The organism is Flavobacterium sp. N3904, assembly GCF_025947305.1.
Classification (GTDB): Bacteria; Bacteroidota; Bacteroidia; order Flavobacteriales; family Flavobacteriaceae; genus Flavobacterium.
The window spans coordinates 3233782-3258078 of sequence record NZ_CP110009.1; the positions used below are offsets into that span (position 1 = coordinate 3233782).

Below are 24297 nucleotides of genomic sequence, written 5' to 3' on the forward strand. Positions count from 1 at the left end.
CCTTGAGTTTCTGAGAATATGAAAATTATACATTTACTCTGATGTTTTAATTTATGAAATAATCAATAAAAAAGTTTATACATTTACGAATGTAAACTTAGAATCTCATTATCTAAGAACCTTAGCAACTCAATAAAAATGAACTTTCTAGCCCACATTTATTTATCTGGAGATAACGATTTGATAAAAATTGGAAACTTTATGGCGGATGGAATTCGTGGGAAACATTTTGAAACCTATCCTTCGGAGATACAAAAAGGCATTATTTTACATCGTTTTATTGATACGTATACTGATGCTCATCCTGTTTTTAGAGATAGCACCAAACGTTTGCATCAAAACTATCATCACTATGCGGGTGTTATTGTAGATGTTTTTTATGATCATTTTTTGGCCAAAAACTGGAATACTTATTCAGATGAAAATTTGATCGATTTTACAAATAATTTTTATCAATCTTTGCGGGACAATTTTGATTTTTTATCCGAAAGAGCCAAAGGAATGATGCCTTATATGATCGAATACAATTGGCTTGTGAGTTATCAAACAGTTGAGGGAATCAGTAGAATTTTGACCCAAATGGATAGCCGAACCAAAAACGAATCTAAAATGCGATTTTCTCCAAACGAACTCGTTGAATATTATTCCGAATTTGAAAATGAATTTATTGTTTTCTTTGAAGATTTAAGAGTACAATCCCATCAAAAATTAATTTCTCTATGAAAAAAATTACCATTCTATTTTTTATTGTAAGTCTAAATTGTCTGTCACAAACCAAAATTAAAGAAACAACAGGCCTAATTGCTGAGAAAGCAATGGTAGTTTCTGCACGAGAAGAAGCATCCAAAATTGGAGCAGAAATTATGCAAAAAGGCGGAAATGCTTTTGATGCTATGGTGGGCACCGAATTGGCTTTGGCAGTAGCTTATCCGTATGCAGGAAATCTTGGTGGTGGCGGGTTTATGGTATTTCGGAAAGCCAATGGAGAAGTTGGTTCTTTAGATTATCGAGAAAAAGCACCTTTGGCGGCTACCAAAAATATGTATCTGGACAAAGACGGAAATGTTATTAAAGGAAAAAGTACAGAAACTCCTCTTGCGATTGGTGTTCCAGGTACCATTGCCGGAGTTTTTGCCGTTCACCAAAAATATGGTTCTATGCCAATGTCCGAAATTTTGAAACCTGTTATTGCATTGGCCGAAAAAGGCTTAATTGTAACACGAAGACAAGAACACCGACTCGATGACTATAGAGAATCCATCATAAAAGCGAATGGAATAAACACAAAATTTGCCACAGTTTACAAACAAAATGATACTATCAAATATCCTGTTTTGGCTGAAACATTAAAAAGGATTGCCAAGAATGGAAGAAATGAGTTTTACAAAGGACAAACCGCAAAAATTTTGGTTAAATACCTCCAAAAAAATGGTGGAATTATTACAATGAAAGATTTGGCAAAATATGAAGCCAAATGGCGAACTCCCCTATCTTTTACTTATAAAGATTTAAAAGTGATTTCGATGGCTCCTCCAAGTAGCGGTGGCATTTGTTTGGCTCAAATCCTGAAAATGATTGAACCCTACGACTTATCCAAAATGGGACACAATTCAGCCGAATCTATACAGCTAATTGTCGAAGCCGAACGAAGAGCTTATGCAGATAGAAGTTATTTTCTAGGTGACCCTGACTTTGTAAAAATCCCTTTAAAGGCATTGATGGCCGATGATTATCTAAAAGAAAGAATGTCAAGTTTTAATGTAGACAAAGCAACTTTATCGTCTGAAATTAAAGAAGGTAAAATAACTTATAAAGAAAGTACCGAAACGACCCACTACTCTATTATCGATCCTTTCGGTAACGCAATTGCGGCAACGACAACCCTAAATGATGGGTTTGGATCGAAATATTATTGTGATGAATTGGGCTTTTTTCTCAATAACGAAATGGACGATTTCAGTTCAAAACCTGGTGAACCCAATATGTTTGGATTAGTAGGAAACGAAGCCAACAGCATCGCTCCCCAAAAAAGGATGTTAAGCTCAATGACTCCAACTATTGTAGAAAAAAACGGCAAACTATTTATGATGGTGGGATCTCCGGGAGGATCAACTATTATTACTTCGGTTTTGCAAACGATACTAAACGTTTATGAATACAATTTAGGGATGCAGGAAGCTGTGAATGCTTCTAGATTTCATCATCAGTGGTTACCCGATGTCATTACATTTGAACCCAATACTTTCGATACAAATACATTTGATAAATTAAAAGCCAAAGGATATATCATCAACGAAAAAACGACTCCTGTTATCGGAAAAGTGGATGCTATATTAGTCCTTTCTGATGGGAAAATTGAAGGTGGTGCCGATTTTAGGGGTGATGATAAAGCCGTAGGTTTTTAATTTTTATTATAGCTATTGAAATTGCCATTGTTTTTTTATTATATGAATTTTATATCCTCTTTAGAAAAAGCATTTATGGATAATAGTAATAGCCAAAATGCTGTTGCCATGTCAAAATACATGAAAAATAATTTTGTTTTTTTTGGAATTAAAACAGAGGAAAGAAGACGAATTTTTAAAACTATTTGGACAGAAAATCAAAAAGAAGTTTCTACTAGTACAAGAGAAATTGCTTCGTTATTGTTTTCAAAAAAAGAACGGGAATTGCATTATTGTGCGGTAGAAATAGTAATGAAAAATCTCAAAAACAATTACATAAAAGAAGATATTCTGCTTATCGAAAAACTTGTAATCACCAACTCATGGTGGGATACAGTTGATGTTATTGCCAAATTTATTTTAGGGGATTATTTGCTACAATTCCCTTTGGAAACAGATGCTGTTATTGCACGTTTTTCTAATTCAGAGAATATGTGGCTCAATCGAACTGCTATACTTTTTCAATTGGGTTATAAAGAAAAAACAAATTTTGATTTGTTAAAATTCATTTGTGAGAAACATAAAACATCAACCGAATTTTTTATTCAAAAAGCCATTGGCTGGGCATTGCGGGAATATGCAAAAACAAATCCAGAAGCAGTCAAAGATTTTGTTTCTAAATCCAGTTTAAAAAAATTGAGCGAGAAAGAAGCCTTAAAAAATTTATGACAAGGATTCATTTATCATCACAAACGACTGATAAACAATATTTTATTCAAAATAAAGTAAATTATTTCAATTAAATCAAAAGACCTTATATTTAGTACGTTTTGTTTTATTAAATTTGCTTACAAAAATCAAATAAAATGGCGGATAATAGAGCTTCAGAAGAAAATAACCCAAATGCATTTCAAACCAATAACAAAGCAAGAAATAAAAAAATTGCGTTAATAGCCGGAATACTATTTGTTCTCGGTTTAATTGTTATCCCAAGGGTTTGGGCAAAATTCCATAAGAAAGAAGTAGTCTGTCTCAATAATCAAACTGAGATTTATGAAAAATACAAAGATGCAGTTGTGCTTGTAAAACATACTTATGCTTTACAAATTTCCATCAAAGGGTCGGAGCCTTTTCAAATCACAGTAGATGATAGCTCGTTTGAAGATAAAACAATCTCTGGAACCGGATTTTTTGTTTCTGATGATGGAAAAATTGTCACCAATCATCATGTTGCAGAACCTTGGAAATACACTGAACCCAAAAATGACGATTTTAGCGATTTAAAAGACCACATCGCTGCCGTTCTACCCGACTCTATTGACAAAAAAGACTATAAAACCTATCTCGAATCGCATTGGAATGACTATTATCAAAATGAAGGCGAAGAAGATTATTCTGAAGAAGATGCTCCTGTAGCTGAAACTGCACCAGTCGCAAATGTGGATTCTACTAGTGTAAACAGTGAAGTGAATGATTTGATAGCTGACAATCAATCAGAGGAAAAAGCAGTAACAAGCCAAATTACTTATACAAAAATCGAAGACATCGAAATTGTTCCTAAAACCGTTGAAATAAGTGTGGCATTACATGGTTCGAAAGACGATTGGTTAGAATGTAAAGTTTTCAAAATAGCCGATGGTGATGAAGTGGATGTTGCTATTTTACAACTCACAAGTGAAAAATTACCTGATTCAGTATCTGATATTGTGGATTTAGAAAATGCCGTAAAAGATGACGCTACTTTAAAACCGGGTACCAATGCCATTTTGATAGGTTATCCAATGGGTTTACAATTGGCAAATACTCGCAGAGGAATAAAAGTTCAGGTTTATGAAGGTCAAATCAATAAAGAATCTGATGGCGTAAGTGTACAATACAATGTCACATCTACACATGGAGCCAGTGGATCGCCGGTTTTTAATGAATGTGGGCAACTCATTGCAATCAATTATGCCGGATATGACGAAGCTCAGGGATATAATTTTGGTATTGTTGCCAAACATGCCATGTCTCTGATGCAATAAATCACTTTTTTTAAATAAAGCAAGAGGAACCGTTTAAATCTATTCTATGATTTAAACGGTATTCTATTTACTAAAATATTATTTTTCAAAAGATTATAATAATTTTAGATAATCATCAAAATAAAAAAGCTAACTTCATAAGTGAATTTAATTTTTCAAAAAAAATAAATTCTAATACTTTAAATCAACTCCATGTATTCCGATATAAAAAGATTATTCGATATTCCTGTTTATCAACAAAACAATAAAGCTTTGCTCCATGCCTTCAACACAAAAGAAAATGGAGTTTGGCAAAGAGAATCTACAAGCTCCTTTTTAGATAAAGTCCAAATTTTGAGTAAAGCATTATTAGAAATTGGAGTACAAAAAGGTGAAAAAATAGCTATAGTTACACATATAAATTGCACACAATGGCATCTTGTTGATATGGCCGTGCAACAAGTAGGAGCTATTTTGGTGCCAATCTATCCAACTGTCTCGAAAGCTGATTTTGAGTATATTTTGAATCATGCAGAAGTTAAATTTTGTTTTGTATCTGAAGAAGAATTATTTGATAAAATTGAAGAAGTAAAAGTGTTGGTTCCTTCACTACAGGAAATTTTCGGATTTGGCGAATTCAGAAACTGCAGAAGTTTAGCCGTTTTGCATCAAATTGGCGAAAAAAGTTCTCTTGATGTGGTTTTAGAAGATATAAAAAAATCGATTCAAACTGAAGATTTGGTGACCATTATTTATACATCTGGTACTACCGGAAAACCAAAAGGAGTGATGCTATCGCATGGCAATTTGATTTCAAACATTATATTTATTTCGGATTGCATGCCAAAAAATGTACAAAGAGCTTTGAGTTTTTTGCCCATTTGTCATGTTTTTGAGCGAATGGCATTGTACCGTTTTCAACTGGATTCAGTCGAAATTTATTTTGCTGAAGCAATCGATAAAATAGGAGAAAATGCTCAGGATATAAAGCCGGAAATAATGACAGTTGTTCCTAGAATGATTGAAAAAATTTATGACAAAATCCTTTCTAAAGCCAATGAATTAGGAAAAATAAAGCGATTAATTTTTAATTGGTCCTTGCACTTAGCCAACCAATATGAACCTTTTACAGAACAATCATTTTGGTATCATTTTAAATTAAAAATAGCTCGAAAATTAATATTTCAAAGATGGAAAGATGCTCTTGGAGGTGAAATTAAAGCTTTAATTTGTGGCAGTGCGCCATTGCAAACAAAATTAATCCGAATTTTTGATGCTGCTGGTATTCCAATTTTGGAAGGCTATGGAATGACTGAAACATCTCCAATAATTTCCGGACCGCAGTGGAAAAAAGGAGAATATAAAGTGGGTACAGTTGGAAAACCACTTAAGAATATGCAAGTTCAGATTGCCGAAGATGGAGAAATCCTGGTCAAAGGCCAAAATGTAATGTTGGGTTATTATAAAGAAAAAGAATTAACTGCCGAGAACTTTACTGCAGATGGATTTCTTAAAACTGGTGATATCGGACATTTAGATGAAGAAGGCTTCATGAAAATTACCGACAGAAAAAAAGAAATGTTCAAAACTTCTGGAGGAAAGTATGTAGCTCCGCAAGTTATTGAAAACAAACTGAAAGCATCCAATTTTATAGAAGAAGTAATGGTTGTAGGCGTTGGAGAAAAAATGCCATGTGCTTTGATTGTTCCGGATTTTGATTTTATTAAATCATGGATTATTGCAAAAAAAAATCACAATATTGATGTTTCTTCTTTTAAAAGCATTGTTGAGAATAAAATTGTAGAGGAAAGAATTAATGAAGAAATAGAGCAAGTAAACTCAAGTTTAGGAAATTGGGAGCAAATTAAAAAACATACTTTATTACCTCAAGTTTGGTCTATTGATACTGGAGAATTGACACCAACTTTAAAATTAAAAAGAACAGTTATTATGGAAAAGTATAAAGTGGTTTACGAAAAAATGTATGGTCGTTGATTGATTTTATTAGTAACTGTCATTATTGTTTTTTTTATTAAATTTATAAAAGCCTATTTTTGTGTTAAACAATCTTCAAAAATAAAATGTTTAAAAGATATATTTCAAAATTAGAGAACATTATTGCTTTATCACAATCGTTATTATCTCCGAAGCAATTTATATTTTTATCAAGTGTTTTGGTTGGAATATCCTCAGCTATTGCCGTAATTGTTTTAAAGACATTTGCTCACTGGGTATTCCGGTTTGCCACTTATGTTACAATACATGCTAATTTTTTTAAGTTGGGGATCTTAAAAGTAATGTTACCCGTTATTGGAATTGTGTTGACTGTTTTTGTCATAAAAAAATTTCTAGGTGGTTCTATTGAAAAAGGTACTTCACAAATCTTATATGCTGTAGCCAAAAAGGCAAGTATTATTCCAAAAAAGCAGATGTATGCTCAGATTCTCACTAGTTCACTCACGGTAGGTTTGGGAGGTTCTGCTGGTCTTGAAAGTCCAATTGTGATTACTGGAGCTGCGTTTGGATCCAATTATGCCCAAAAATATAAATTGCATTACAAAGACAGAACTTTGCTTATTGGCTGTGGAGTAGCAGCAGGAATAGCAGCTGCTTTCAACGCCCCGATTGCAGGAGTTTTGTTTGCTATTGAAGTTTTATTGGTTGATGTCAGCATTTCGGCTTTTACACCAATAATGATAGCTGCCGCAACTGGGGCTTTAGTTTCGGCAATCGCATTGGACGAAACCATTTTATTAAACTTCACAAGCAGACAAACCTTCAATTATCACAATATTCCTTATTACATACTTCTGGGAATCTTTACTGGATTTACAGCAGTATTTTATGCTCGTAATTTTCAAAAAACTGAACATTTTTTCAGTCATGTTCGTTTATCCCCTTACAAAAAAGCACTTTTTGGAGCATCTATTCTGGCACTTTTAATTTTTATTTTTCCGACACTATTTGGAGAGGGATATGAAAGTATCCGAACATTGTCCGATAAAGACCCGGGTGAATTACTAGAAAATACCCTTTTTAGAGGATTTAGAGATAATAGTTGGGCATTATTGGCTTTCGTTGGATGCTCTTTTATGCTAAAGGCATTTGCTACAGGAATCACTTTGGGAAGTGGCGGTAATGGTGGAAATTTTGCTCCATCACTGTTTTTAGGTTCTTATGTTGGTTTTTTCTTTTCGAAATTATTAAATTTAACAGGCTTGACTAATTTGCCCATCAGTAATTTTACAATGGTTGGTATGGCCGGTATTTTGAGCGGATTGTTTCATGCACCATTGACGGCAATCTTCTTAATTGCAGAAATTACAGGAGGTTACGGTCTGATGATTCCACTTATGATTGTGTCTTCTATCAGCTTTGCTATATCGAAACGATTTGAAGTACATTCATTGGATGTTAAGGGATTAGCAAAAAAAGGACATGTATTTACCAGTAATAAAGATGCCAATGTACTTTCAACTTTAGACACAAACGCCATTATACATAGAGATTATTTAACCATATCACCAGAAGAGAATCTAGAAAAATTAGTCGATCTAATATCGCATTCCAATCAAGTTATTTTTCCTGTAGTTTCAAAAGAAAATCAGCTTTTGGGAATTGTCCATTTCAATGATATTCGAGAAATAATTTTCAATTCGTATCGTGTAAAATATACTTTGGTAAAAGAAATTATGGTTCAGCCCGTTGCCATCATTTATCCATTCAATAATATGGAAGTTGTCATGAATAAATTCGAGTCATCCAAAAAAGCCTTTCTTCCGGTTATAAATGATGATAAATACTATGGTTTTATATCCAAATCCGAAGCTCTTGAAGCCTACAGAACCAAGTTAAAATCGATGACCATTGAATAGCTTATTATCGGATAGATTAAAATTTTAAAGTATCCGATAATAAATGTATCTTTGTGGTCTTATGTGGGATATCAATTTAACATACCGAGAAGAACTTCAATCAACCTTTGATAGATTGTATGAAAAAAGACAAGATTTGCAGTCCAGCAGACCATTGCCTACCATTGCTTTGCATAAAATTCGTGAAAGCCTTTCGATAGAATGGACTTATAATTCGAATAGTATTGAAGGAAATACCATGAGCTTACGGGAAACTCAAATGGTCATACAAGAAGGGATTACTGTAAAAGGAAAATCACTTCGAGAGCATTTTGAAACACATAACCACGATAAAGCCATTGATTATTTGTACTCAATCGTAAATGAAGATTATACTTTACGCAGTATCGATATTTTATCGTTGCATGGATTGGTTTTACGTTCTATCGAAGAGGATTTTGCAGGGCGCATTCGTAATGCGGGTGTCCGAATTACAGGTGCCAATTTTACACCGCCGAACGCCAACAAAGTACCCGATTTATTGGATGAATTGATTGATTTTATAAATACAAATCCTTTAAACCTAAATGAGATTGAGTTGGCTACTGTGTTTCACCATAAATTGGTATGGATTCATCCCTTTTTCGATGGGAATGGTCGCACTGTCCGATTGGCTATGAATCTAATATTAATGCGCTGTGGTTTTCCACCTGCTATTATTCTTAAAAATGACCGAAAGAAATACTACGAAGCATTGAATCAAGCCAATGGTGGTAATTATCAAAAATTAACTTTATTGATGTGCCAAGCACTGGAACGAACCTTAAATATTTACAAAAGGGCGATGCCTGATAATTACACAGAATATAAGGAAATTTCAGATATCATTCAAGAACCTAATTTCCCATACGGTCAGGAATATATTAGTTTATTGGCTCGTCAGGGAAAAATTGACGCATACAAAGAAGGCCGAAACTGGCTTACTACTAAGGAAGCGATTGAAGATTATATGGAAACCCGAAAAAGAAAACGCTAGCTTTAAGTTAGCGTTTTTTTATGCTCTTTTTTAACACAATCTTCCATAGTGTTCTATCAAAAGTAGCAATCAAAATGGTAACTTTGCTTTTTTGCAAAAATTATGCTAGATACAAACAATACGATTGAAGTTCAAGGTGCCCGAGTTCACAATCTGAAAAATATAGACGTTTCCATTCCTAGAGAAAAACTGGTAGTTATTACCGGTCTTTCTGGCTCTGGAAAATCCTCTTTGGCATTTGACACAATCTATGCCGAGGGACAACGCCGTTATGTAGAGACGTTTTCTGCTTATGCGAGACAGTTTCTTGGTGGCTTGGAGCGTCCCGATGTCGATAAAATTGACGGCCTCTCGCCTGTTATAGCTATCGAACAAAAAACAACAAGTAAAAGCCCGCGTTCTACTGTAGGGACCATCACCGAAATATACGATTTCCTGCGTTTGCTTTATGCTCGTGGTGCCGATGCCTACAGCTACAACACAGGAGAAAAAATGGTTTCTTACTCGGATGATCAAATTAAAGATTTAATTATACAGGATTTTACTGGAAAACGAATTAATATTCTAGCACCGGTTATCCGAGCGAGAAAAGGACATTACGCAGAACTTTTTCAGCAAATAACCAAACAGGGATTCCTGAAAGTTCGTGTCAACGGAGATATTTTGGACTTGGTTTCGGGAATGAAATTAGACCGTTACAAAACCCATGATATCGAAATTGTTGTCGACAGAATGGTTATCGAAGATACACCAGACAACGATAAACGTTTATCCGAAAGCATCAATACAGCGATGCATCATGGCGAAAACGTATTGATGGTTCTGGACCAAGACACCAATGAAGTGCGCTATTTCAGTCGAAATTTGATGTGCCCAACTACTGGAATATCTTATCAAAATCCCGAACCGAATTTATTTTCTTTCAATTCCCCAAAAGGAGCTTGCGATAATTGCAACGGACTGGGAACTGTTAATCAAATTAATATTGACAAAATAATTCCTAATCCAAAATTATCTATTAAAGCGGGAGGATTTGCACCTTTGGGTGAATACAAATCGTCTTGGATTTTCAAGCAATTGGAAATTATTGGAGAAAAATATGGTTTTAAACTGACCGATGCTGTCGAAAAAATTTCTGCTGAAGCCATGGAAATGATTTTGAACGGTGGGAAAGAAAAATTCACCATCAATTCTGAAGTTTTAGGCGTTGCTCGAGATTATAAAATTGACTTTGAAGGGATTTCTCATTTTATAAAAAACCAACACGACGAAAGTGGTTCGACAACTATCAAACGTTGGGCAGCAGCCTTTATGGATGAAGTAAAATGTCCCGTTTGTGAAGGTTCGCGTTTGAAAAAAGAAGCGAACTATTTTAGAATAAATGAAAAAAGCATATCCGAATTGTGTGATATGGACATTTCGGATTTGACCGCATGGTTTTTGGAATTAGACCAACATTTATCCGATAAACAAAAACGAATTGCAACTGAAGTAATTAAGGAAATAAAAGACCGATTGGCATTTTTGATGAACGTAGGCTTGGATTATTTGGCTTTGAGCCGAAGTTCCAAATCACTTTCGGGTGGTGAGGCGCAACGTATTCGATTGGCGACGCAAATTGGTTCTCAATTGGTAGGTGTTTTATATATTTTGGACGAGCCAAGTATCGGTTTGCACCAAAGAGACAATGACAAACTGATTCATTCATTAGAACAATTACGCGACATTGGTAATTCAGTAATTGTAGTCGAACACGATAAAGATATGATTGAACGCGCCGATTATGTGATTGATATTGGACCAAAAGCAGGAAAATATGGGGGTGAGATCATCAGCATTGGAACTCCTGCTGAAACGTTGGCATCCAATACGATTACGGCTCAGTATTTGAATGGAAAAATGAAGCTTGAAATTCCTAAAAAACGTCGTGAAGGAAATGGAAAATTCCTAAAACTCACTGGTGCTACAGGTAATAACCTGAAAAATGTTACGATTGATTTGCCTTTGGGTAAAATGATTTGCGTCACAGGTGTTTCGGGAAGTGGGAAATCGACCTTAATCAATGAAACCCTCTACCCTATTTTGAACGCTTATTATTTTAATGGCGTTAAAATTCCGAAACCATATAAAAAAATTGAAGGTTTAGAACATATCGACAAAGTGATTGATATTGACCAAAGTCCGATTGGAAGAACACCGCGCTCGAATCCTGCAACCTATACGGAAGTTTTTACCGAAATCAGAAACTTGTTTACGATGACTTCCGAGAGTATGATTCGAGGTTATAAAGCGGGACGTTTTAGTTTCAATGTAAAAGGCGGGCGTTGCGAAACCTGTGAAGGTTCTGGAGTGCGAACCATAGAAATGAATTTCTTGCCCGATGTATATGTAGAATGTGAAACGTGTCAAGGAAAACGCTTTAACAGAGAAACATTGGAAATTCGATATAAAGGAAAATCCATTTCGGATGTGTTGAATATGACGGTTGATGAAGCGGTTCCTTTCTTTGAAATGATACCAAAGATTTATAGAAAAGTAAAAACGATTCAAGATGTAGGTTTGGGTTATATCACGCTTGGCCAACAAAGCACCACACTTTCGGGTGGTGAGGCACAACGCATCAAACTGGCCGGAGAATTGTCTAAAAAAGATACGGGAAATACATTCTATATTCTGGATGAACCCACAACAGGTTTACATTTTGAAGACATTAGAGTATTGATGGATGTTATAAATAAGTTGGTGGACAAAGGAAATACCATCTTGATTATCGAGCATAATATGGATGTCATTAAACTAGCCGATTACATTATCGACATTGGTCCAGAAGGCGGAAAAGGTGGCGGACAGCTTGTAGCCAAAGGAACTCCCGAAGAAATAGCAAAAAATAAAAAAAGCTATACAGCACAGTTTTTGAAAAAAGAGTTATCTTAGATAAACATCTTTTGAAAAGATTAATTTTAAAACAAAAGTTGAATTGAAAACGGATTCCCTAGCCCCGATAGAAGTGGAAATCCTTTTTATTTTTCCTTTAAAAATAAAAAGATTGAAACGCATAGCGGGAAATAGCTCCAAATAAATACATTAATATGAGATTAGAAGATTTTGACAACGACGAGGACAAAGTAATCCAAGATAAGCTGAAACAGAAAACTTGGAACGAGATACGAAGCAATGATAGTTGGGGGATTTTTAAAATCATGTCCGAATTTGTAAATGGATATGATACGATGGGACGCATTGGCCCTTGTGTGACTATTTTTGGATCGGCTAGGACAAAACCAGAAGATAAATATTATTTGCTGGCCGAGAAAATTGCTTTCAAAATCAGTAAAGCAGGCTATGGAGTAATCACGGGTGGTGGTCCTGGAATTATGGAAGCGGGAAACAAAGGAGCGCATTTGGGAGGTGGAACTTCGGTGGGACTGAATATCGAATTGCCTTTTGAACAGCATTTTAATCCATATATTGACAGAGATAAAAACTTGAATTTTGATTATTTCTTTGTTCGAAAAGTAATGTTTGTAAAATATTCGCAAGGATTTGTAGTAATGCCAGGTGGATTTGGAACTATGGACGAGTTGTTTGAAGCCATAACTTTAATTCAAACTAAAAAGATAGCCAAATTCCCAATTATATTAGTGGGAAGTGCATTTTGGTCTGGTTTGATTGATTGGATAAAAACGGTTTTGGTTGAAAAAGAACATACTATAAGCCCAGGTGATTTGGATTTATTCAAAGTGGTTGATACTGAAGATGAAGTGGTGGCTGTTTTAGATAAATTCTATAAAAAGTACGATTTGAGTCCAAATTTTTAATAATCAGAGCTGTCTTATTTTTTGGGGAACGAGACGGCTCTTTTCATTTGACGTGTTTTGATGCATTTTGACAATTTAATACTGAACTTTTCTTAATTTTTTGTAACTTGTTTTTAGTTTTATACTTTTTCAGTAAACTTATACGTCCCCAAATTGAAAACTTACGGTAAAATTATCCTTTTACTTATTGTTTTGTTGGTTTCCCATAAACAATATGCACAGCATCACTCCAAGATGGCTGTTGAAGTGGATATGGATACCAATAGCCTGACTATTGATCAAGAAATTATCTTTTACAATCAAAGCAATGACACTTTGACTTCGATTATTTTAAACGATTGGAATAATGCTTTTTCAGAAAAAGACAGCCCGCTGGGAAAACGCTTTTCAGACGAGTTTTATAACAAGTTTCACATGGCATTGGAAGAAGATCGCGGGGGAACTTTTAATCTAACCATTGAGGATAAAGAAAAAAATGCTTTTAGTTGGGAAAGAACCAAAAAAAATCCCGACTTCATAAAGGTTCTATTGCATCGAGTATTAATTCCAAACCAAAAAATTAAATTACACCTTACCTATGTTTCCAAAATTCCTAGTGATAAATTTACCAAATATGGCCATTTTGAAAACTATGGTATGCATCTCAAAAATTGGTTTCTTACGCCTGCCCGTTACGAAGATCATCAATTTGTAAAATACAGTAACGAAAATCTTGATGATATAGCCAATGGGGTTTCAGATTTTGATATTGATTTGAAAATCTCAAATAAAAATGCAATAACTTCGGATTTGGCAATTTCTAATTTAGGAAAGACTGAATTTGAAACCCATGTAAACCTTAGCGGTAAAAACCGAACTGATGTTGATTTAATTATAGAAAAAGAATCAACTTATAAAAGTTATAAAATTGGAAATTTGGAAGTCATAACCAACCTAAGATCCAGCGGAAAAGTGAGTGATTCTGTTAGAACGGAACTAATCAATAGAATCGCAAATTTTATAAAGGAAAATATTGGTATTTATCCCTATACTAAAATAATAATTTCCCAAGCCGATTATGACCGAAATCCATTTTACGGACTGAATCAATTGCCCAAATTCATGAGACCGTTTCCGGATGATTTTCTTTTTGAAATTAAATTTCTGAAAACCTATTTGAATGTTTTTCTAAAAAACAGTTTGCAATTGGACTCCAGAAAAGACAATTGGATTTATGACGGGATTCAGGTGTTTACCATGATGGATTATATAGATCAATATCATCCAGAAAGTAAAATGATGGGATCTGCCTCTAAATACTTTTTGCTGAGAGGATTCAAAATGGCACAGACTGATTTTAACGAGCAATACAGTTATTATTATATGCTGATGTCTAGAAAAAATTTGGATCAACCGCTTAACGCTCCAAAAAATTCGCTGATAAAATACAATGTTCAAATTGCAAATAAGTATAGAGCTGGATTGAGTTTAAAATATTTGGACGATTATCTTGGAAATGATTTCGTCACTTCTGGTATTCAGCAGTTTTATATCCTGAATACAGAAGGGCAAACATCCAGAAATGATTTTGAAAAAATATTGAGATCAAAAACTTCAAAAAATATTGACTGGTTTTTTGATTACATTATAGATAGCCGAGAAACCATTGATTATAAATTTGGTGATGTATCAAAAACCAAAGATAGTGTGACTTTTACTGTACAGAACAAAGGAATTCCATTGGTTCCTATGCCGGTATTCGGAATTAAAAACAAACAGATTATTTTTAAAAAATGGCTTGAAATCAATCAAATTGACACTACACTAACATTCGAACGCAAAAATGTAGATAAACTGGTGCTTAATTATAATAATGAAGTACCTGAATTTAATTTGAGAAACAATTGGAAATCATTGAACCCGTTTTCACTAAATCGACCTTTAAAACTCACTTTCTTTGAAGATTTAGAAGATTCTCATCGTTCTCAATTGTTTTATGTTCCTACTCTGTTTTATAACCTTTATGATGGTTTTGCACCGGGAATCAGTTTTTACAATTATAGTTTCTTCGATAAGCCTTTTATTTTTACATTAAATCCGATGTATTCGTTCAACACTAAATCGATTGTAGGCAGTTATTTCTTTGGAATTAACCAATATCTGCGTGAAGGAAGATTGTATAATATTCGTTATTTCTTAAGCGGTTCCTATTTTCATTACGCTCCCGATGCCGCCTATTTGAAATTAAATCCCAGTTTATCCTTTTTCTTTCGGGAGCCCAGCTATCGAGACAACAGAAAACAAGCTATATTTATAAAATACAATATCATAAACAAAGAGCCTTCCTCCATCGTGATTGACAGCACTGACAACTACTCTATTTTGGATCTTAAATATCAAAATATAAAGACAGAAGTTGCCAGCCATGTAAAATTTGTTACCGATGTTCAATTTTCGGAATATTTTGGAAAAGTATCCGCTGAAGTGGAATACCGAAAACTATTCAATGACAAACGTTATTTTAATATTAGAGCATTTGCAGGAACTTTTTTATACAATACCAATAATACCCAAAATTATAATTTTGGAGTTTCGAGAGTAAATGATTATATGTTTGATTATGCCGTTTATGCACGTTCTGAAACAACAGGCATACTAAGTCAGCAATATTTCTTCGCTCAAGGTGGTTTTAAATCTTTTTTAAATCCTCCTCAATCAAATCAGTGGTTGGCTTCAACCAATATGAGTTATACCATTTGGAATTGGATAGACGCTTATGCCGATTTTGGTTTTGTAAAAAATAAAGGATTCCAAAACACCTTTCTTTATGATAGTGGTATTCGGCTCAATTTAGTTCAAGATTATTTTGAATTGTTCTTTCCTGTGTATTCATCAAATGGATTTGAAGTGACTCAAAAAAATTATAACGAAAAAATACGATTTATCTTTGTTTTTAACCCTAAATCATTAATTAATCTTTTTACTAGAAAATGGTTTTAATCCAAAACAAAAACTTTAAATTATTGAATTATTCTCTATAAATAGTCAATAAAAAAATATTTATCATAAAAATACATCTCATTTACTAAAAATTATTTGTTAAAAATTTAGAAAAATAAAGAAATGAATAATGATATATAGATAGTTTTTGATTAAATTTGCCGCATTAAAGCTATACTTTTAAATTATGATAAAAGAGAAAGTCAATACTGATCTAACATTTGAAGATTTTAAAACCGAAGTCTTAAACGATTACAGAATTGCCATAATAAGCAGAGAGTGCAGTTTATTGGGTCGGAAAGAAGTATTAACTGGAAAAGCCAAATTTGGTATTTTTGGAGATGGCAAAGAAGTTCCGCAGCTTGCTATGGCTAAGTTCTTCAAAAATGGAGATTTCCGTTCTGGTTATTATCGCGATCAAACTTTTATGATGGCCATAGGAGAATTGACTGTTCAACAATTTTTTGCGGGTTTATACGGTCATACAGATATTGATATAGAACCGATGTCTGCAGGAAGACAAATGGGTGGTCACTTTGTAACCCACAGTTTGAACGAAGACGGAACTTGGAAAAACTTAACACAACAAAAAAACTCGAGTGCCGATATTTCTCCAACAGCAGGGCAAATGCCTCGTTTGTTGGGATTAGCACAAGCTTCAAAAATATATAGAAATGTTACCGGAATTCCTAATGCAGAAAATTTCTCCATTGATGGAAATGAAATTGCCTGGGGAACAATAGGAAACGCCAGTACCTCTGAAGGATTATTTTTTGAAACAATTAATGCCGCAGGTGTATTACAAGTACCTATGGTAATGAGTGTTTGGGATGATGAATACGGAATTTCGGTTCATGCCAGACATCAGACCACCAAAGAGAGTATATCCGAAATATTAAAAGGATACCAAAGAGAAGAAAATACAAATGGTTTTGAAATCCTAAAAGTAAAAGGTTGGGATTATGTCGATTTGATCGCTACTTATGAAAAGGCTTCTGAAATTGCTCGCGAAAATCACATTCCTGTATTGATTCATGTTAATCAATTGACCCAACCGCAAGGACACTCCAGTTCGGGTTCACATGAAAGATATAAAAATGCGGCTCGATTGGCATGGGAAAAAGACTTTGATTGCATTCGTCAAATGAAATTATGGATGATTGCTATCAATATTGCTTCCCCAGAAGAAATTGACGCGATTGATTTGGAAGCTAAAAAAGAAGTTTTTGAAGGCAAAAAAGCCGCATGGAACGCCTTTATTGGCCCAATCGTGGAAGAACAAAATGAGTTAATCGCTATTTTAGAAAGAATAGCCATAACTAGCATCAAAAAAGATGAAATTCTTAAAACTATTTCTAGTTTAAAAAGCATTAAATCTCCTTTGAAAAAAGAAATATTAGTAGCAGCGCGTAAAACTTTACGTTTAATTATCAATGAGGAAGACAAATTAGAGTTATCTCGTTGGATCACTAATTATATTAAAAAAACACAACCGAAATTCAGCAGTAATTTATTTTCTGAATCTGATAAAAATGTGTTTTCTGTTAAAGAAGTTTTACCTGTTTATTCAGAGAATGCTATAGCAGATACAGATGGTAGAATGATCTTGAGAGATAATTTTGATGCTATTTTTACTAAATATCCTGAAGCATTAATTTTTGGCGAAGACGCCGGAAATATTGGTGATGTAAACCAAGGTCTTGAAGGAATGCAAGAAAAATATGGAGAGCTGCGTGTTGCCGATGTTGGCATTCGTGAAGCTACTATATTAGGACAAGGAATCGGAATGGCATTAAGAGGATTACGCCCAATTGCCGAAATTCAGTATTTGGATTATTTATTGTATGCGATCCAAATTATGAGCGACGATTTGGCAACATTGCAATATAGAACGGTTGGTAAACAAAAAGCCCCCCTTATCATTCGTACTCGTGGGCATCGATTGGAAGGTATTTGGCATTCTGGTTCCCCAATGGGAATGATTATAAATGCCATTCGAGGAATTCATGTTTTGGTACCAAGAAATATGACTCAAGCCGCTGGTTTTTATAATGCTTTATTAGAATGTGATGAGCCTGCTTTGGTTATCGAATGTTTGAACGGTTACCGATTGAAAGAAAAAATGCCTGAGAATTATGGTGACTTCAAAACGCCAATTGGTGTTGTAGAAACATTGAGAAAAGGAACAGATATAACGCTAGTATCTTATGGGTCTACTTTAAGATTAGTAGAACAAGCTGCCAAAGAATTATTTGAAGCTGGTATTGATTGCGAGGTTATCGATTTGCAATCGTTACTCCCATTTGACATTCATAGTGATATTGTAAAAAGTATTTCAAAAACCAATCGATTATTGGTTATTGATGAAGATCTTCCTGGAGGCGCCTCTGCATATATTTTGCAACAAATTGTTGAACAACAAGATGCGTACAACCATCTAGACAGCAAACCTCAAACCTTGACTGCCAAAGCACACAGACCAGCTTATGGAACAGATGGTGATTATTTCTCTAAACCTTCTACTGAAGATATTTACGAGAAAGTATATGAAATGATGCATGAAGTAAATCCTTCAAAATTTCCAAGTTTGTATTAAGCTAAAAAATAATATTCAAAATCCCATTCACTCGTGAATGGGATTTTTTTTTATCTTTATTGAAACTTATCACCGTTCTTGAATGACACCACTAGAAACTTTATTTTTGGATTTAAAAGATATCAAAGTTATCGACAGCGCTATCCCCTATTCGAAATATACTCCGTTAGATTTATCCCCTTCCAATCCAGATTTGAACCAACTGAATATTTCTAGTGCAACAGATTTTGAAAATTACATAGAGCAATTTATACTTAAGAATAAAGCCAGTGTCGCCTACGGCGGTTATAATGAAGTTCGCAATTTGTATAAAAGAAGCACCGTTTTTAATGATTCGAATACAGAGGAACGCAATATTCATATCGGTTTGGATTTATGGATAAAAGCTGGAACGCCTGTTTTGGCTGCACTAGATGGAAAAGTCCACAGTTTTCAATACAACAATAATCTAGGTGATTATGGACCGACCATAATTCTGGAACATCAATTAGGTCACCATGTTTTTTATACTTTATACGGGCATTTATCTTTAGAAAGTATTAATTCTCTCAAAGTAGGTGATTTTTTTGCTAAAGGTCAGCAATTGGCCAAACTAGGAGACATTATAGTAAATGGAGATTATGCGCCACATTTACATTTTCAAATTATAAAAAACATTGAAGAAAACTTCGGAGATTATCCAGGTGTTTGCAACAAAAATAAACTGGCACATTATTTAGAAAATTGTCCAGATCCTAATTTATTATTAAAGATTTAATAATGAATCTCATATTTTTTAAGTTTACTACATCAAAAAACTAAAAAAAATTTGATTAATTCTATAAGCGTCCTTTGTACTATACATCAGCTTTATTATTGTTATTCAACAAAATAACCAAACAATATTCCATACGATTTAAAAAGATAGGTACCATATTAATAGTTATTGGTGTTTGTTATAACTACATTTGATATGGATATATCCTATTTAAAGGGTGTATTAAAAAGAATACTTCTTTTTAATACTACTGTCCAAAGTAAATATTGGTACAATGAAATCAATTTCGACCATAGAACACAATGATTTACTTGATCCTATTGCCGACAATAAATTTAAAACAAAAAAAGAAATCACATTCTCAAAAACGCCTACAAAAAAGCATCATGTTTCAAAAAAGGAAGAGAAAAATAAATCTTTTACTGTCGTAGCTATTGGTGCATCTGCAGGCGGTCTTGAAGCAGTAAGCCAATTATTGAAAAACCTTTCTTCTACAACAGGTATGGCTTTTATTTATGTCCAACACCTAAGTCCAGATCATAAAAGTTTACTAGATGTGCTTCTATCAAAAGTAACTCAAATGGAGGTTCAGGTGATTGACGATATGGAAAAAATGGAACCCAATAATGTTTATGTGATTCCCAATGACAAGGAAATTGAGGTAACAGATGGTCACATCAAACTAATTCCCCGATCCAAACACAGAATTTCAAACTTCTCCATCGATTTACTTTTTTCTTCTTTGGCCGAAACGCACCATGAAAATGTAATTGGAATTATTTTATCGGGATCTGCCAATGATGGCACTCGAGGATTGAAAGAAATAAAACAAGCTGGTGGTATCACTTTTGCCCAAGATGAATCGGCTAAGTTTAGCAGTATGCCCAATTCAGCCATAGCAGAAGGTATTGTTGATTTTGTTTTATCTCCAAAAGAAATTGGAATCGAATTAACGCGCATCAGCCAACATCCTTTACTTATAAGATATCCTATAAAGAAAGCCCCTGAAACAGAAATAGATAATAGCAATCCAGAATTAAAAACTATTCTTCAACTTTTGCATCAACGGAAAAATGTAGATTTCAGCCATTATAAAATGAACACTATAAAAAGGCGAATGCTACGTAGGATGCTAGTTCATAAGATTAAAACTTTAAAAGAATATGCCGAATTGCTTTCCAATCAAAGCAATGAAGTCGATTTACTTTATCAGGATTTGTTGATCAATGTAACTGCTTTTTTTAGAGATGAAGAGGCCTTTTTACATTTAAAAAATATAATTCTGCCCAAATTACTCGAAACCAAATCAACAGGAGAAACACTTCGTTTATGGGTTTCTGCTTGTGCCACTGGCGAAGAAGTGTATTCTATTGCTATGTTAATACTAGAAATACAAGAAAACAATTCAAACAGCACACCTTTCCAAATTTTTGCTTCAGACCTCAGTGGCGAAGCCATCAGAATTGCCCGAATTGGAGAATATACTGCAAGTCAAGTACTAGCAGTTTCTCCGGAAAGACTGCAACGTTTCTTTACAAAATCGAAAGACAACTACAGAATTGTAAAAGAGTTGCGGGACGTCTGTGTCTTTGCAAAACATAACATTTTGCGAGATCCTCCATTTTCAAGAATGGATTTTATCAGTTGCCGCAATATGTTAATTTATTTAGACACAACAGCCCAAAAAAAAGCTATTTCTACTTTTCATTATGCATTAAATGATGGAGGGTGTTTGATGCTTGGTAAATCCGAAACGATTGGAACAACTACACAACTTTTTACAATTCTAGATAAAAAATTTAAAATTTATTCCCGAAAAAAAAATTCAGGATTACGTACTATCCCAGATCTTACTTCACAACTTTCCCATTCTACCATGTCTGATAAAAATAAAATACCAACTTCAACATTCAAAAAAACAGCTACATCAGTAAACGGTACCATTGAGATGGCTTTTGATACCGTTTTGCTCGAAAATCATGTACCTGCCAGTGTCATTATCAATTATGATTTGGAAATCCTTCAATTTAGGGGATCTACTTCTTTATATCTCCAACATTCCCCAGGTAAGGCCAGTTTTAATATTTTGAAAATGGCACATATCGAAATCACATTTGAGTTGCGAAATGCCATCCATCATGCCATAAAAACAAAACTTCCTATTCGAAAAATGGGGATTGAAATGAATCGGAATCCTATAGACAAAACCATTCAGATAGTAAATATTGAAGCCATTCCGTTGAATATTGAAGGAGAAGAACCGCTATTGATCGTCATTTTTACAGGATATGTGCAACACGAAACCGAAGAAGAATCGATAAAAGGACAAGAAAACAATACGATTGCCAAAGACCGGAGAATAAAAAAACTAGAAGAAGAGCTTGCCTCCGCTAGAGCAGATATGGGTTCTATCACACACGATCAGGAAGCTGCCAATGAAGAATTGCAAAGCGCCAACGAAGAGATCGTCTCGAGCAATGAAGAATTGCAAAGCTTGAATGAAGAACTGGAAACATCTAAAGAAGAAATTGAATCGACCAACGAGGAATTGGTTACCAGTAATCAGGAATTGCATTCCAGAATCCAACAAGTTGAAGAATTAAATCAATACAATGAAGCCATACTTTCGACAGTTCATGAGCCTGTGCTTATTCTCGATAAAGATATTAAAATCAAATCGGCCAACAAATCATTCTGCAAAACATTTCACGTAACCGAAGACGAATGCGTCGGAAAATCATTATATAAATTAGGAAATAACCAATGGAACATTCCAAAATTAAGAACACTCATAGAGGAAATAGTTTTAGAAAATAAGCATTTTCATGATTTTGAAGTAGAACATATTTTTCCGACGATTGGCAAAAAAATAATGTTGCTCAACGCACACCGCATCATCCAAGCACGAGAAAACGAAGAATTGATTGTGCTTACAATTATCGACATTACCGATGTTCGAAATCTGGCAATTGAGCTCCAAATCAAAGAGAAAAAAGTACTGGAAGTTCAATTAGAGATAGGAAAAAAAGCACTCCAATCTACAGAAGACAGTAATAAACGTTATAGTATGATGCTGATGAATTCGCCTTTTTCTTTTGTTATATTAAAAGGAAAAGAGATGGTCATCAAACTTGCCAATGATAGTATTAAAGAAATTTGGGGAAAAGGAAATGATATAGAAGGCAAATCAATTCTTACTATTTTACCCGAATTAAAAGGAGGTCCAATCCCAAAAATGCTCGAAGAAGTTTACTCAACAGGTATACCACAAGTAGGATATGAACTTCTAGTACCTTTAAAACGCAATGGTCATTTGGAGGATGTTTATTTTAATTTTGTGTATCAACCTTATCTCGATGCTGATGAAACCATCATGGGAGTTACCATCATTGCTTATGAAGTTACTAATCATATTAATTTAAAAAACGAATTAATTGAAGCCAAACATATTGCAGAAGAAAACACCAAAATTGCCGAAAACGCTTTAAAATCAAAGCAACAATTTTTATCGAATATGAGTCATGAGATCAGGACTCCGATGAATGCCATAATTGGATTTACCAATGTGGCTTTGAAAACCGATTTGAACAAAGAACAACGAGAATTTATTACCGCCATTAAATCTTCCGGAAATGCATTGATTGTATTAATTAATGACATTTTGGACCTTGCCAAAGTAGATGCTGGAAAAATGACATTCGACAAAAAAACATTTAACATATTTGAATCTATTGCCGACATCTTTTATTTATTTGAATCCAAATGTTTGGAAAAAAATTTAAAACTGGAACAACAATATGATACTCGAATTCCAGAATATATTGTAGGTGATTGTATGCGTTTGCGACAAATTATTTTGAATTTAATAAGCAATGCCATCAAGTTTACTGCCAAAGGAAAAATAATTTTGAATGTTCGAATGTTGAATGAAGATTCTGAAAAAACCACAATAGAATTTACCTTGACAGATACAGGCATAGGAATCCCTAAAAATAGACTGACACACATTTTTGACAATTTCGAACAAGCCTCTACCGAAATTTCGAGATTGTATGGAGGAACCGGTTTAGGTCTTGCCATTGTAAAACAATTAGTCGAACACCAAGGTGGTTCATTAATTGTAAAAAGTGAAGAAGGGAAAGGTTCTACTTTTGGATTTGTCATGGATTTTGAAAAATTCTGTACCGAAACTCCATCCGAAACAGAAAATATCATCCATACGATTGAAGGAATAGAAAATATAAAAGTTTTGGTAGCCGAAGACATACCACTGAATCAACTTTTGATAAAAATCATTTTGGAAGAATTTGGTTTTCAATGTGATATTGCCGAAAATGGTAAAGTTGCCATAAAAAAACTAAAAGAAAACAATTATGACATTGTTCTAATGGACATACTGATGCCCGAAATGAATGGGTTTGAAGCTACAGATTACATTAGAAATACTATGAATTCAAAAATTCCAATTATTGCACTTACTGCCGATGTGACTACGGTTGATGTCCAAAAATCTAAAACAATCGGGATGAACGATTATATCTCTAAGCCAATTGACGAAAAGCTTTTGTATAACAAAATCATCAAACAGCTTAAGAAAACACTTCCTAAGAAATAGAGAATGGTGAAGAGAATGGTGAATAGTGAATGGTGAATAGTCTTCATTCACTTCTCACTATTCACCATTCACTACTAACTATTCACTACTAACTATTCACTACTAACTATTCACTACTAACTACTCACTATTCACTTTATATAATCAGTGAATTATACAACAAAATAGCAAAGTTGTATAACATCTATTTTTGACTTCCTGACGACCTTTACTTTATCCATTAAATAATAAACAACTTGAAATTATATATCAAAT

Annotated in this window: 13 protein-coding genes; all 13 read left to right on the forward strand. The window is 33.9% G+C overall.

Annotation, left to right across the window (positions count from 1 at the left end):
- Positions 1-138: 138 nt before the first annotated feature.
- The 13 genes from OLM57_RS13725 to OLM57_RS13785 all read left to right on the forward strand — a co-directional run bounded on the left by OLM57_RS13725 (position 139) and on the right by OLM57_RS13785 (position 24042).
- On the forward strand, positions 139-723 hold the full coding sequence (locus OLM57_RS13725; RefSeq protein WP_264564259.1) for an acyl carrier protein phosphodiesterase: 585 nt from the start codon (positions 139-141) through the stop codon (positions 721-723).
- Positions 720-2405 (forward strand): gamma-glutamyltransferase, encoded by a 1686-nt coding sequence (gene ggt / locus OLM57_RS13730; RefSeq protein WP_264564260.1) that lies wholly within the window; start codon positions 720-722, stop codon positions 2403-2405. The genes OLM57_RS13725 and ggt overlap by 4 nt, the downstream gene beginning before the upstream one ends.
- Positions 2406-2480: 75 nt before the next feature.
- A complete protein-coding gene (locus OLM57_RS13735; protein WP_264564261.1) occupies positions 2481-3113 on the forward strand; it encodes a DNA alkylation repair protein in 633 nt (210 codons plus the stop codon).
- Positions 3114-3250: 137 nt separating this feature from the next.
- The gene (locus OLM57_RS13740; protein ID WP_264564262.1) at positions 3251-4408 is read left to right on the forward strand and encodes a S1 family peptidase; all 1158 of its coding nucleotides are present in this window, start codon (positions 3251-3253) and stop codon (positions 4406-4408) included.
- Positions 4409-4600: 192 nt separating this feature from the next.
- The gene (locus OLM57_RS13745; protein WP_264564263.1) at positions 4601-6382 is read left to right on the forward strand and encodes an AMP-dependent synthetase/ligase; all 1782 of its coding nucleotides are present in this window, start codon (positions 4601-4603) and stop codon (positions 6380-6382) included.
- 86 nt (positions 6383-6468) lie between these two features.
- Positions 6469-8262 (forward strand): chloride channel protein, encoded by a 1794-nt coding sequence (locus OLM57_RS13750; RefSeq protein ID WP_264564264.1) that lies wholly within the window; start codon positions 6469-6471, stop codon positions 8260-8262.
- A gap of 61 nt (positions 8263-8323) precedes the next feature.
- Positions 8324-9277, forward strand: coding sequence for a Fic family protein (locus OLM57_RS13755; protein ID WP_264566910.1), 954 nt, complete (start codon positions 8324-8326; stop codon positions 9275-9277).
- Positions 9278-9379: 102 nt separating this feature from the next.
- A complete protein-coding gene (uvrA, locus tag OLM57_RS13760; protein ID WP_264564265.1) occupies positions 9380-12211 on the forward strand; it encodes an excinuclease ABC subunit UvrA in 2832 nt (943 codons plus the stop codon).
- Positions 12212-12366: 155 nt separating this feature from the next.
- Positions 12367-13095 carry a TIGR00730 family Rossman fold protein gene (locus OLM57_RS13765; protein WP_264564266.1) on the forward strand — a complete coding sequence of 243 codons (729 nt, stop codon included), beginning with the start codon at positions 12367-12369 and terminating at the stop codon, positions 13093-13095.
- Positions 13096-13248: 153 nt separating this feature from the next.
- Complete coding sequence (locus tag OLM57_RS13770) at positions 13249-16074, forward strand: aminopeptidase (protein ID WP_319800249.1); 2826 nt, start codon at positions 13249-13251, stop codon at positions 16072-16074.
- A 187-nt stretch (positions 16075-16261) separates the two neighbouring features.
- Positions 16262-18670: a thiamine pyrophosphate-dependent enzyme gene (locus OLM57_RS13775; protein WP_264564267.1), complete on the forward strand. Its 2409-nt coding sequence runs from the start codon at positions 16262-16264 to the stop codon at positions 18668-18670.
- Between the two features lie 82 nt (positions 18671-18752).
- Positions 18753-19427, forward strand: a complete 675-nt coding sequence (locus OLM57_RS13780; protein ID WP_264564268.1) for a peptidoglycan DD-metalloendopeptidase family protein — start codon at positions 18753-18755, stop codon at positions 19425-19427.
- A gap of 274 nt (positions 19428-19701) precedes the next feature.
- Positions 19702-24042 carry a chemotaxis protein CheB gene (locus OLM57_RS13785; RefSeq protein ID WP_264564269.1) on the forward strand — a complete coding sequence of 1447 codons (4341 nt, stop codon included), beginning with the start codon at positions 19702-19704 and terminating at the stop codon, positions 24040-24042.
- Positions 24043-24297: the final 255 nt, after the last annotated feature.